Genomic DNA, 13,216 nt, shown 5'->3' with positions numbered 1-13,216 from the left:
CGTTCAGGGTCAAACAACATCGGCGCCGCACGCCTCCGGCGTTGCCGGACGCTGGTGCCGGCGACCTCGTGCGACAATGAATCCACCATCACGCAGCACCAACTTCGGGAGGCACCCCATGGCCGGCCAGTGGAGCGACGATTTATTGCTTGGCGTTGTCGAGGATGCGAAAAAGGCGAACCAGGACATCGCCGACGCCGTCGACGGGCTCGAGGATGCGCCGAAGCGGCGCGTGCTGCAAGCGGTACTGAAAGGCCGCGACGAGATCGAAGATGCGGCGCGCGACGAGTTCGCGACGTGGAACGAATTGCTGAAGCAGCGCGCGGACGACAGCGAGAAGGTCCGGTCGGCCGGCTGGAAGAAGCCTCTCGGCTTCGCGATCGTCTATTACGGCAGCGGCACGCTGGTCACATTATGGTGGGTGGCCTTCCTGGTCGTCTATCCGATCAACGCCATCTTTTTCACCAGCTTCGGACTGCCCTGGACCACGCTGCTCGCGGCCGGCGGCTGGCCGCTGGTGGCCGGCATCGCGGCCGTGATCGCCGTCGTCCACGCCCTCTGGATCTGGTTTTCGTCCCGCCACGACGCCAACGTCAAGAAAGAACAGGTCAATTTGCGCGGCACCCTCGACATCGCCGGCACCCAGGCCCGCATCGACGCCATCAGGGTCAAGCTGCGCCAGCGCGGCGTCGACGCGGCGGCGCACGTCTGGCGCAAGGTCATCAACGAGCGGCTCCGTCCCGTCTACCGGACGGAGCACGGTTTCGTCGCCGACTTCACGCTGGAGGCGGCCATCCAGCGCAGCCAGATGGTCCGCACGCCCGCCTACGCCAACCTGATGTTCATGCTGGAAAACCTCACCGGCGGGGCCATCGGCGTGGCTGGCCCGCGGGGCGCCGGCAAGTCCACCCTGCTGCAGTGGGTCTGCGACGACCGCCAGACCAGGCTGGGAAACCGCGACGTCCTGACCGTGCTGACCGCCGCCCCGGTCGATTACCAGACGCGGGATTTCCTGCTGCATCTGTTCGCCTCGCTGTGCCACCGCACCATCGAACGCCTGGCGCCCGGCTACGAGCGCACCGACTGGAAACGGCATGTGGCGCCGGCGCTCGCCTCGGGGGCCGAGGTGTGGCGCGCCTTGTTCACCGCGGCGCTGACGGCGTTGCTCGCCGGCGCGATCGTCTGGAGCATCGGCGTTGCGTGGGCCATCGGACGCGCTTACGGGCCGGCCGCCGTACCGGCCGGATCGCCGGTCGCGGCGGCGGCAGCGGCCGGCGCCGCCCCGCCCCAGCGGCTATCGGTCGCCGCGGAGCTGGGCCTGACGCCCGCCAGCCTGCTGGGCGCATCGCTCGCGCTGCTGTGCGGCGGCGGGGTGGCGCTCGTGGCCGTGACGATCCGCGCGCACCGGACCATGCCCGCCCGCGTCCCGGCCGCGAACCCGTCTCCCGCCGAGGACGCGCCGCGCAGGTTCGAGCTGCCCTGGCGCCGGTTGCTGCGCTGGCATGCCTCGATCCGCCGGGCGTTGACGCCGCAGGCCGACGCGTTGCCGCCGTCGGACATCGTGCAGGAAGCGTTGAACTGGCTGCAGGAGATCAAGTTCCAGCAGAGCTATACGCTGGGCTGGACCGGCGCGCTGAAGATGCCGCTGGGCGTCGAAGGCTCGCTCACGCAGGCCCGCTCGCTGGCGCAGCAGCAACTCACCCTGCCCGAGCTGGTCGACGCCTACAAACGGTTCCTCGCCAAGGTCGCCGCGCGCGACACCGTGGTGATCGGCATCGATGAGCTCGACAAGATCGAATCGGACGAGAAGGCGCAGCGCTTCCTCAACGATATCAAGGTCGTGTTCGGCGTCTACAACGTGTTTTTCCTCGTCTCCGTCTCCGAAAACGCGATGAGCCAGTTCGAGCGCCGCGGGCTCCCGTTCCGCGATGCCTTCGACTCCGCGTTCGACGACGTGGTCATCGTCGACCATCTGCGGTTCACCCAATCGCGGCGCCTGCTGGAAGAACGCATCGTGGCGCTGCCGGTCCAGTTCCAGGCCCTGTGCCACGTCATGTCGGCCGGACTGGCGCGCGAGCTGGTCCGGACGCTGCGGGACCTGGTGCGTGCCGCCAAGGACGCGGGCGGCAACACGCCCGTCGCGCTCGACGACGTGGCCAAGCGGCTGGTCGAGGCGGAGATCGGCGCCAAGGTCGCGGCGTTCCGCACGCTGGCGGAGCGGTTGCCGCCGTCCCCGGACCGCGCGGCCTTGCTGCTGCAGGTGCACCGCATCGCCAGCGTCGCGCCCACGGCCGCGGCGTTGTACGACAGCCACCGCGCGCTGCTGCCGCCGGCGCCCGCGCGACGGCGCTGGTTCCGCGCGGCGCCTGCGCCCCAGCCGGCGCAGGACGCCACCGTGCTGGCCCTGAACGAGGAGCTCGCGACCTACCTGCAGTTCCTCGCCGCCGTCGTGTGCATCTTTACGTCGCGCCTGGACGAGGCGGCGACGCGGCAAGCCGACGACCGCGGCGCCTTCGACGAACTGGCCGCGGCGCGGCGGGCGCAAAGCATCAACCAGTCGCTCGCGCGCTCACTGGTCGACAAGGTCCTCGGCGATATGCGGTTGTCCGCCGCTCAATCGTGATAGACCTGGCTCCGGCCGCCGTCCACCAGCAGGTCGGTCGCGTTCACGAACCGCGCTTCGTCGCTGGCGAGGAACAGCGCCGCGTTGGCGACGTCGTCCGGTTCGCCGATCCAGCCGCACGGCAGCAGCGCGGCCTGGCGCCGGCGTTCCGCTTCCGGATCGGGGAAGCCGGCCAGCCACGCCTCGATGCGCTCGGTCAGGATCAGGCCCGGCGAGATCGAATTCACGCGGATGCCGCGCGCCGCGTACTCGACGCCGAGCGAACGCGTGAGCCCGATCAGCCCGTGCTTCGCGACGGGATACGGAAAACAGCCCTTGATGATCTTGTGGCCGTGCACGGACGCGATGTTCACGATGCTGCCGCCGCCTTGCGCCAGCATCGCCGGCAGCACGGCGCGGCAGGCGTTCCAGGCGCCTTCCAGGTCGAGCCCCAGGCAGCGCCGCCAGCCTTCCGTGTCCAGTTCGAGCGGGTCGGCGAATACGTTCACGCCCGCATTGTTGACGAGGATGTCGATGCGTCCGAAGTGCGCCAGCGCGCGCCCGGCCAGGCGTTCCACCGCGGCGCTGTCGGTGATGTCGGCCTGCACGAACAGGCTGCGCGCACTGCCCAGTTCCTCCTGCAGCGCCCGCGCGGCGGCATCGATCACGTGGCTGTTGATGACCACGCGCGCGCCTTCGCGCGCAAACCGGCGCGCGACGGCCGCGCCGATGCCCATGGTGGAGCCGGTGACGATCGCCACCTTCCCTTCGAGTCGTCCGTTCATCGCTTCCTGCCGCTTCCCCGGTGATGCATGTTTTTATATACCATGCATCGTACACCACGGGCCCGCAGGTCTACCACTCCGCGACGCTGCCGTCGGCGTGGCGCCAGACGGGATTGCGCCAGTCCGGTGCCTGGCGGCTCGCCTCGATCACGCGTTCCTCGTCGATCTCCACGCCGAGGCCGGGCTTCGGCAGCGGCCGGATCCAGCCGCTGCTCAAGCGGAAATCGTCCTTGTTCTTCACATAATCCAGCAGCTCCGCGCCCTGGTTGTAGTGGATGCCCATGCTCTGCTCCTGCAGCACGGCGTTGTGGGCGACGAAGTCGACCTGCAGGCAGGACGCCAGCGCCACCGGCCCGAGCGGGCAATGCGGTGCGAACGCGATGTCGTGCGCCTCGGCCATCGCGGCGATCTTGACGCACTCCGTGATGCCGCCCGCGTGCGACAGGTCGGGCTGGACGATGGCCAGGCCGCCCCGGTCGAACACGCGCTTGAAGTCGAAGCGCGAGTACATGCGCTCGCCCGCCGCCAGCGGAATCGCGGTGGCGTCGGCCAGCGCGCGATAGTACTCGTCCTGCTCGGCCAGCACCGGCTCCTCGACGAACAGCGGGCGGAACGGCTCCAGTTCGCGCAGCAGCACCTTCGCCATCGGCGCCGACACGCGTCCGTGGAAGTCGACGCCGAACTCGATCTCGTAGCCGAATTTCGAACGCACTTCGGCCACGCGGGCGACGGCCTGGTCGACCTTGCGCGCGCTGTCGACGATGCCCAGTTCCTCCGTGCCGTTCATCTTGAACGTATCGAAGCCGGCTTCGCGCAGCGCCTGGATGCCGGCGATCAGCTCGGCCGGACGGTCGCCGCCGACCCAGCTGTACGTCTTCATCCGGTCGCGCACGAGGCCACCCAGCAGCTCGTAGACCGGCTGCCCCAGCACCTTGCCCTTGATGTCCCACAGCGCCTGGTCGATGCCGGCGATTGCGCTCATCAGGATCGGCCCGCCGCGGTAGAAGCCGGCGCGGTACATCGTCTGCCACAGATCGTTGATCCGCGCGGGGTCCTTGCCGACCAGGTAGTCGGACAGCTCGTGCACGGCCGCCTCGACGGTGCGCGCGCGGCCCTCGATGACGGGTTCGCCCCAGCCGCTGACGCCCTCGTCGGTCTCGATCTTGAGCAGCATCCAGCGCGGCGGGACGCGGTAGGTGGTGAGTCGGGTGATTTTCATGGCGGCCAGTGTAGCCGCGGTCGTGCCGTCGCATGCATGCGCAATCGCGGGAGACCTATACAGTTCCGATATAGACCCTGCCGCCGGGCGGCGCCTGCCTGAAATTCAGATCTTGAACTCGTCCAGCGACCGCCCGCTGGCCAGCGCCTCGGCGATCCAGCGCGGCTGGCGTCCGCGCCCCGTCCAGGTCTGGCCGCTGTCGGCCGGGTTGCGGTAGCGCGGCAAGGCCTTCTGCACGAGCGCGTCCAGCGGGATGCCCGCGTCCGCCGCGAGCGCGTGGATGCGGGCGCGCGCCTGTTCGCGCTCCTCGCGGACGCGGCGCTGGAGCTCCTGTCCGATATCGAAGTACAAACCTTTCAGTTCGGCCAGGTCATAACCGGTGAGATCGATCGGCGCCATGGGTCGGTAGTCCTTTGCCAGGAAAGTTGCGCGGACCTCCATTTTACTCTGTTGCGGCCGCGCCGATATGTGAACTGCAACGTAGCCGGCGCGCCACAATTCGCCCAATCGCTGAACTTTCTGTTAGGCATTACGTGTTACGATTCCTCACTGGCGTCCGTCCCAATCCCCGACGGCGCCTTCTTTTGCGGCCCCTGCCCCGCCGCCGTTCATATTTCCGGAACGGCCATGCTGATGACCTCGACGACACCCGAAACTTCACGCCTCGCGGCCCTGGCCGCGCTCGACCTGCTCGACACCGGGCCGGAGCCCCGCTTCGACCGCTTCACGCGCCTGGCCGCGCTGACGTTCGGCGTACCCATCGCGCTGATCACGCTCGTGGACGAGAACCGCCAGTGGTTCAAGTCGCGCTGCGGGCTGGACGTCGAAGAAACGCCCCGCTCCGTCGCGTTCTGCGGCGACGTCGTGGCACAGCGCGCCATGCTCGTCGTCGAGGATACGGCGCTGGCCCCGCGTTTCGCCGACAATCCCCTCGTCCGGGGCGAACCGCACATCCGTTTCTATGCCGGCCAGCCGCTGTTTTGCGACGGCCATGCCGTCGGCACGCTGTGCATCGCCGACCGCAACCCGCGCCGCTTCGACGATGGCCAGCGCCAGTGCCTGCGCGACCTCGCCGACCTGGTCGAAGTGGAACTGAACCAGGCGCGGGTCGCGACGGCGCGCGTGATGGCCGAACAGGGCCTCAAGTCGCTCAACGCCGAACTGGAACAGCGGGTCGCGCAGCGCACGGCCGAACTGGAAACCCGCCTCGCCGAACTGTCCGCCGAAGCCTCCCAGCGCAAGGCCGCCGAAACGTCGCTGCGCGATGCCCAGTCGTGGAACGACACGATCGTCGCGACGTCGTACAGCGCCTTCGTCGGCGCCGACGGCGAGGGGCGGATCATGGAATGGAACCCCGCGGCCGAGCGCATCTTCGGCTGGAGCCGCGGCCAGGCCGTCGGCCGTCCGCTGGCGGAACTGATCGTGCCGGAAGAACTGCGCGCCGCCCACACGGCCGGCATGGCGCGCTTCCTCGCGACCGGCGTCAGCACCGTCGTCGACCGCCGGATCGAACTGCCCGCGCTGACGGCGAACGGACGCCGCCTCACCGTCGAGATGCGGGTCGGCGCCTACGAATGGCAGGGCCGGCGCTGCGTCGGCGCGTTCCTCGACGACGTATCGGAACGCAACCGCACGCGCCAGCAGCTCGAGGAAAAGCAGGAATTGCTGGACGCCGTGCTGGAATCGATCGACGTCGCCGTCGTCGCCTGCGACGCCGAGGGCAACCTCACGCTGTTCAACAAGAAGGCCCGCATGCTGCACGGCCTGGGCCAGGAATGCGTCACGTCGTCCGACTGGCCCACGTATTACTCGCTGTTCGAAGCCGACGGGCACACGCCGCTGCCGGCCGACGAGGTGCCGTTGGCGCGCGTGCTGCGCGGCGAGGTGGTGCGCGAACAGGCCATGACGGTCGCGCCGGCCGGCCGCCCCGCCGCCACGCTGCTCGCCAGCGGGCGCCCGCTGCGCAGCAAGAGCGGCCGCGCGCTCGGCGCCGTCGTCGCCATGCAGGACATCACGGAACGCAACACCGCGCGCGAACAGATGGAAACGAGCGAACGGCGGCTGCGCGCCGTCACGGAAAACCTGCCGGCGCTGATCGGCAAGGTCAACGCGGCCGGCAAGTTCGTGTTCCTGAACGGCCGCGCCATCCAGTTCTACGGCAAATCGGCCGAGTCGCTCATCGGCCACGACGTGCGCGACGCGTATTCCGAAGCGGAGTACGCCAAGCTGCAACCGCATCTGCGGCGCGTCCACGCGGGCGAGCGCAGTACGTTCGAAGACGTCATCGAGGTGAATGGCCGCCAGCTGTATTACCAGTGCGTGTTCGTGCCGCAGCGGACGGTGGACGGCACCCCGGACGGCTACTACGCGATGGCCTTCGACATGACCGCCCGCAAGCTCAGCGAGCTGCGCCAGGCCGAGAGCGAGGAGCGGCTGCGCACCATCACGGACAACGTGCCGGTGCTGATCGCCTACCTCGACGCCGACCGCCGCTATGCCTTCGCCAACGCCGTGCACGCGTCGTGGCTCGGCGTGCGCCCGGAACAGGTGATCGGGCTGACCGTCGAACAGGCGTTCGGCCCGGCCTTCCACGCCCCGCAGGCCAAGGCGCTGGAACAGGCCTGGCTCGGCACCGCGTCGCAATGCGAGCACGAGATCGTGCGCAAGAGCCAGACGCGCATCGTCCATTCGACCTTCCTGCCGCAGATGCGCGCGGGCCGCGTGGTGGGCGTGTACATCCTGACGACCGACGCGACGGCCTCGCGCATGCACGAGCGCAGCCTGCACGCGCTGGCGCATACGGACCCGCTCACGCAGCTGCCGAACCGGCGCCGCTTCGAGCAGGCGCTGGCCGGCACCGCCGGCCGCGCGCGCCAGGGCGACCGCGATTGCGCGCTGCTGTACCTGGACATCGACTTCTTCAAGCAGATCAACGACCGCTACGGCCACGCGACGGGCGACGACGTGCTCGTCGAATTCGCGCACCGCCTGCGCGCCGCCGTGCGCGCGTCCGACCTCGTGGCGCGCCTCGCCGGCGACGAATTCACGGTGCTGCTGCACGACGTGCGCAGCGAGGCCGACGTCGAGCGCGTCGCGCGCAAGATCCTGGACGCCGTTGCCGAGCCATTCGTGCTGGGCGCGCACACGCTCGAGGTCGGCACGACGATCGGCGTCGGCCTGGCGTCGGGCGGCGGCCTCGACCCGCGCGCGCTGATGGAAACGGCCGACCGCGCGCTGTACGCGGCCAAGGAAGCGGGCCGCCACACCTACGCGATCCTGCACATGGGCGAATACGTCTGACCCGCCGCCGGCGCCGGCTACAGCGCGAGGCGGGTATCGCGCCGCAGCATCTCCTGCAACCCGTCCTGCGCGATGGCGGCGCTGAAATAATAGCCCTGCATCTGGTCGCAGTCGTGGTCGCGCAGGAACTTCAGTTGCTCGTGCGTCTCGACCCCTTCCGCGATCACCTGCAGCTTGAGGTTGTGGCCGAGGGCGATGATGGCGCGCGTGATGACGGCGTGGCCGTTGTGGAGGTCGGTGGACCCGCCGAGGAAGGACCGGTCGATCTTGATGCAGTCGACGGGGAATTTCTGCAGGTGGCTGAGGCTCGAATAGCCCGTGCCGAAGTCGTCGATCGACAGGCGCACGCCCAGCAGCTTGAGCTGGGCCAGCGCTTCGAGCGCTTCCTCCGGGTGGTCCATCAGCTGGCTTTCCGTCACTTCGAGTTCCAGGCGGTGGGCGGCCACGCCGTAGCGCGCGAGCGTGTCCGCGAGGCGGTGCACGAAGCGGCGCTGGCGCAACTGGCGCGCCGACAGGTTCACCGCGATCGTGAAATCGTCGATCCCCAGCGCGCCGAGCGTGCGCAAGGTGGCGCATGCTTCATCGAGCACCCAGTCGCCGAGCGGGACGATCAGCCCGGTCTGTTCGGCCACGGGAATGAACACGTCCGGCGGAATGATGCCGTCGACCGGATGCTGCCAGCGCACGAGTGCCTCCGCGCCGACCACCTTGCCGGTGCGCAGGTCGACCTTGGGCTGGTAGCCGAGCACCAGCTCGCGGTTGCGGATCGCGCGGGCCAGGCTCGCTTCCAGCAGCAGGTGCTGGTGCACGACCTGGTTCAGCTCGACCGAGTAGAACTGCACGTTGTTGCGGCCGAGCGTCTTGGCGTGGTACATGGCGGCGTCGGCGGCGCGCATGATGTGGTCGACCGTGCGGCCGTCCTGGGGAAACAGGCTCACGCCGATGCTCGTGCCGGGCAGGATCTCCTTGCCGCCCACGTGGATCGGCGCCGATACGCTCTGGCGGATGCGCTCGACGAGCCCGGCCAGCTGCGCCACGTCGGGCTGTTCGGCGATCACGAGCACGAACTCGTCGCCGCCCAGCCGCGCCACCGTGTCGTCCTCGCGCATGCTGTCGCGCAGCCGGGCCGCGATCTCGCGCAGGACGGCGTCGCCGGCTTCGTGGCCGAAGGTGTCGTTGATGTGCTTGAAGTTGTCGAGGTCGAGGAAGGCGAGCGCGCCCTGCTTGTGGTGGGCCGCGGCGGCATCGATCGCGGCCTTCAGGCGCTCCTGCAGCAAGGTCCGGTTGGCCAGGCCCGTGAGCCCGTCGTGGTGCGCCAGGTGCTGCAGCCGGCGCTCGTAGTGCCGGGCCTCCGTGATGTCGTTGATCACGGCGACGAAGTGCGTGACCTCGCCGTCGATGCTGGCGACCGGGTCGATGCGCAGGTCGTTCCAGAAGATCTCGCCGTTCCTGCGCCGGTTGCGCACGATCGCGCGCACGCTTTCCTGGCGCGCCAGCGCGCCGTGGATCCGCTGCCGCTCCTCCACGTCGCAGTCGTCGACGCGCAGGAAGCGCGGATTCTTGCCCTTGACCTCGGCCAGCGTGTAGCCCGTGATCTGTTCGAACGCGGGATTCACGTACTCGATGATATTGTCGGCGTCGACGCAGCACGTGATCACGATGGCGTTGACGCTCGCATACATGGCACGCTCGCGCACGCGCAGGCCGTGCTCGGCTTCCTTGCGCGCCGAGATGTCCAGCCCGGTGCCGAACACGACCGGCAAACTGCCGAGGCTCGCGCGGGCGCAGTGGAACAGGAACGGCGTTCGCTTGCCCTGGCGGCCGACGACTTCCGCTTCGTGGGACGACGCGCCGCGGTCGAATGCTTCCAGGATCTTTTGCACGATGCCCGCCTGGGCCCGCTCGTCGAAGAAATTCTTGACGTTAAACGTCGGCAGATCCTCGCTCGACAGTTCGAGCGCCGCTTCCAGCTGGTGGTTCCACAGGAGCAGATGACCGCTCTGGTCGACCACGTAGAACACGCAGGGCAGTTCTTCGATGATGTCGGCGATGGGCAGGTCCTGGATCAGCGCGTAGCGGGTCGGCGCCAGGCCGGAGCGCGGCACGATGATCACGCTGAAACTGCCGGGCTGGTCGGGATCGAGCGACTGCGGCGCCACCGTCACCCGCACGGGCACCCGGTGGCCGTCCGCGCAGATCAGCTCGCCCGTCGAATCGGCGTTGGCCCGGTCCCGCATGGCCGTCACGGCGGACGCGTCGTCGAAGGCGATGATGGTGTCGAGGCCGCGGTTGCGGATAGCGGATGCGTCGTAGCCCGCCAGCTTTTCGCAGGCGCGGTTCCAGCTCGTGATGGCCCCCGTCGCGTCGACGACGAATACCGCGAGGGGCAAAGGCGAAAGGTTCACGGGCTCCTCCTGAGAACCTGCCGGGGCTGCTTCGGATGTCGTCCGGCGGGCAAATATCATAGCGCAGTCGTAAAGTATGGGGCGCCATATTCAGGCTGCAAGGTGCCGGGTCCCGCCGGGCCTGGTTGCGGGTTTTCTTTTTGGGGCTGAGCACATGTCGGTTAGTTGCATAATTTTGGCAAAGACCGGTCCCTTCGGACCGGACGCCGGACGCCCGGTCCGGCCTCCGTCAGCGCACTGCCTGCGGCGCCGCCAGCGTCCCCGCGCCGGCGCCCGCGTCCGCCTGCGCGGCGGCCGCCTCGTCCGGCACGGCATCGCGCCGGCGCAGCGCATAGCGGTTCAGTCCCGCCATGTGGACGCGGCACAGGTAGTCTTCCCAGTCGATCAGGCGCGCATCGACCGGATACAGCCGCCGCGCCTCCTCCCCGCAGCGCGCGGCCAGCGCCAGCAGCCCCGCGTTGTGGAAGCGGCAGCGCGGATGCGCGTAGAAGGCGAACGTCAGCGCCAGCAGGCGCGTGGTGCGCAGTTTGTCGAGCGCGCGCGTGGCGCCCGGCGCGCCCGCGAGCCGGCGCAGGCCGTTCCACGCGGTGGCGCCGAGGCCGAACGCGCCCAGCACGAAGCGGAACGTGCCCTCCCCGACCGTGCGGAAATCGTGCTTCGGCTCGGCATGGAACAGGCGGTCGTAGTTGCGCCAGTTGCGCTTGGCTTCCGCCTGCAGCAGGCGGATCAGTTCGCCGAGCGCGAGCGGATTCGTCGAGCCGCTGCAGCACTGGTAGATGCGGTGGCGCGGCGCGCCGGACAGCGCTTCCGCGCCGGCCAGCACGATCGCGTTGGCGACCAGGTCGACGGGCACGATGTCGATGATGCCGTCGCGCCGCGCGGGAAAGAAGCTCGTCTTGCCGCGCGCGTAGGCGAGGATGACGGCGTCCGCCACCTTGACGCCCTCGATCCAGCCGGGCGCCGGCTCGCGCAGCGTGCTTTCGATGATGGACGGGCGCACGATCGTGAGCATGCGCCCGTGCATGACGCGCAGCGCGACCTGCTCGCCGAGCCATTTGGTGAACGTGTAGGTGTCGTTCCAGCCGTGGCGCTGGGCCTGGGCGATGCCGAGGTCCGTCAGGCGCCGGCGCAGCCGTTCCGGGTCGGCGCAGCTGGAGCGCACCCGTTCGATCTTGCGCTGCAGCGAATCGATCAGGGCGTCGACGTCGTACCAGCCGTCGCGGTGGAGCGGGATCGCGTCGCGCGCCGCGCCGGCCGGCGCCACGACCTCTTCGCGCATCTCGCCGCGGTTGTGGCCGTTCACATAACAGGTCGAGACGTGCACGAGCGGCGCGCCGGCCACGCGCGCGAAGGCCGTCACGTGGCGCAGGCTGAGCGTGTTGATGGCCAGCGCCTGGTCGAGCGGTTCGCGGAAATCGACGCTGGCCGCCGCGTTCACGACGACGTCCACCTCGCGCGCCAGCGCCTCGAAACGCGCGGGCGGCAGGCCGAAGCCGGCCTCCGTGATCTCGCCGGTCACGCATTCCACGCGCTCGGCCAGGAAGCGCTCCAGCCGGGCCGGCCGCACGACGCGCTGGTGGTCGAACACGGTCGACGGCGCGATCTCGCGTTCGAAGCGCGCGCGGGCGTCGCCGTGCCCGCCCGCGCGGACCAGCAGTACGACGCGCCCCAGGTCGGGCACCGTGCGGATCAGCTTTTCCAGCAGGACCTTCGCGACGAAGCCGGTGGCGCCCGTGAGCAGGATGCACTTGCCGGCGTAGGCGGCGCGCACGTCCGGCACGGCCGCGGCTGTCTCGTTGATTGATGTCGTCATGGCGTCTCCGGTGAATATTGGCTCAGATGATCCGCGTCAGGCGGAACATGGCCGTCATGGCGAGGGCCGGCAGCGCGTGCCGGTGGCAGCAATACGTCTTTTCGACGCGCCCCTGGAAGCGCGACTTGGCGAATTCCAGCCCCTTGAAGTTGTACAGGAAGTCCATCCGCTCGCGGGTCACGGACAGGGTCGCGCGCAGCAGGCGCGATTCCTGCGGCTCCAGCTGATCGGACAGCATCAGCGGCGTCAGGCCCAGGTCGACGAACGGCACGCCTTCTTCCTGGAAGCGCGCGATGGCATGCGCCATCAGCGCGTACCACAGGCCCTGGCGGAAGTTGGCGGACGAGCGCGAGATGTTCGGCACGTAGCCGGCGAGGCGCCCGTCGCGGTATAACGGATCGAAGAACACGAAGCCCACGGCCTCGCCATCGCGATAGGCGTAGAAGTAGCGCGTGCCTTCGCGGTAGTCGACGATCATCGGCCGGATCAGGAAGCGGATCTCGTTGTTCTTGCAGCGGCGCGTGCGGATCCACGCCTCGGAAATCCGGCGCACGTCGTGGTCGAAGCCGCCCTCGCGGATCTCGATGCCGTCCTGGCGCGCCGCATTGATCGCGGTACGGATCACCTGCTTGCGCGCGCCGCGCAGCGACCAGCCGGCGAGGTCGATGCGCGCTTCGCTGCCGAACTGGGTGCCGTAATAGCCGTGGCGGGCGTGCAGGTGGTCGACGACGCCCTTGCCCACCTGGACGAAGACGGCGTCCGGATGGCGGTCGAGGAAGGCGTCCAGCATCGCGTCGCGCAGGTCCGGCGGGCACACCGGCTCGCCCAGCGCGAAGCGCATGCCCCAGTACTTCGCGTACGCGATATAGCCGACGCCGGGCACGTCGAAATACGACATCCCCGGCTGCATGGTGCAGAACGACAGCGCATGGCTGCCGAACTGGCGCAGGCAGGCGGCGCGCCTGGCCGTATCGTGATGGGACAGGTCGGCGACGATGCGCCGCTCCAGCGCGGCAGCGTGTTGGCTCATGTGGGCTCCGGTTGGAATCGATGGACGTGCCGCACCGTCGTCCCCGCGCAGGCGGGGACCCA

Annotated in this window: 8 protein-coding genes; 2 read left to right on the top strand and 6 right to left on the bottom strand. The window is 69.2% G+C overall.

Annotated features, from left to right (window positions below; all coding sequences use genetic code 11):
* Nucleotides 1–76 precede the first annotated feature (76 nt).
* Complete coding sequence (locus ASC93_RS29225) at nt 77–2,623, top strand: P-loop NTPase fold protein (protein ID WP_157202175.1); 2,547 nt, start codon at nt 77–79, stop codon at nt 2,621–2,623.
* Here ASC93_RS29225 and ASC93_RS29220 read toward each other — a convergent pair.
* The 3 genes from ASC93_RS29220 to ASC93_RS29210 form a co-directional block, all read right to left on the bottom strand.
* The gene (locus ASC93_RS29220; RefSeq protein ID WP_056451168.1) at nt 2,614–3,387 is read right to left on the bottom strand and encodes an SDR family oxidoreductase; all 774 of its coding nucleotides are present in this window, start codon (nt 3,385–3,387) and stop codon (nt 2,614–2,616) included. The two genes, ASC93_RS29225 and ASC93_RS29220, sit on opposite strands and share 10 nt — an antisense overlap.
* Nucleotides 3,388–3,457: 70 nt before the next feature.
* Entirely contained in the window at nt 3,458–4,606 is a 1,149-nt protein-coding gene (dgoD, locus tag ASC93_RS29215) for a galactonate dehydratase (protein WP_056451165.1), read from the bottom strand.
* 105 nt (nt 4,607–4,711) lie between these two features.
* Nucleotides 4,712–5,005 (bottom strand): H-NS family nucleoid-associated regulatory protein, encoded by a 294-nt coding sequence (locus ASC93_RS29210; RefSeq protein ID WP_056451164.1) that lies wholly within the window; start codon nt 5,003–5,005, stop codon nt 4,712–4,714.
* Nucleotides 5,006–5,233: 228 nt separating this feature from the next.
* Between ASC93_RS29210 and ASC93_RS29205 the strand changes: the two genes are divergently transcribed.
* On the top strand, nt 5,234–7,906 hold the full coding sequence (locus ASC93_RS29205) for a PAS domain S-box protein (RefSeq protein WP_056451160.1): 2,673 nt from the start codon (nt 5,234–5,236) through the stop codon (nt 7,904–7,906).
* Nucleotides 7,907–7,923: 17 nt separating this feature from the next.
* On the opposite strand, the gene ASC93_RS29200 is transcribed toward ASC93_RS29205, so the two are convergent.
* The 3 genes from ASC93_RS29200 to ASC93_RS29190 form a co-directional block, all read right to left on the bottom strand.
* Nucleotides 7,924–10,311: an EAL domain-containing protein gene (locus ASC93_RS29200; protein WP_162251965.1), complete on the bottom strand. Its 2,388-nt coding sequence runs from the start codon at nt 10,309–10,311 to the stop codon at nt 7,924–7,926.
* Between the two features lie 229 nt (nt 10,312–10,540).
* Nucleotides 10,541–12,124: a fatty acyl-CoA reductase gene (locus ASC93_RS29195; RefSeq protein WP_056451153.1), complete on the bottom strand. Its 1,584-nt coding sequence runs from the start codon at nt 12,122–12,124 to the stop codon at nt 10,541–10,543.
* A gap of 22 nt (nt 12,125–12,146) precedes the next feature.
* Nucleotides 12,147–13,154, bottom strand: coding sequence for a DUF2156 domain-containing protein (locus tag ASC93_RS29190; protein WP_056451149.1), 1,008 nt, complete (start codon nt 13,152–13,154; stop codon nt 12,147–12,149).
* Between the last annotated feature and the right edge of the window lie 62 nt (nt 13,155–13,216).

It is taken from the genome of Massilia sp. Root335 (assembly GCF_001425685.1).
In the GTDB taxonomy this organism is placed as follows: Bacteria; Pseudomonadota; Gammaproteobacteria; order Burkholderiales; family Burkholderiaceae_D; genus Telluria; species Telluria luteola.
Note: the sequence above shows the minus strand (reverse complement) of the source record. Positions and strands in the feature narration are given on the sequence as shown.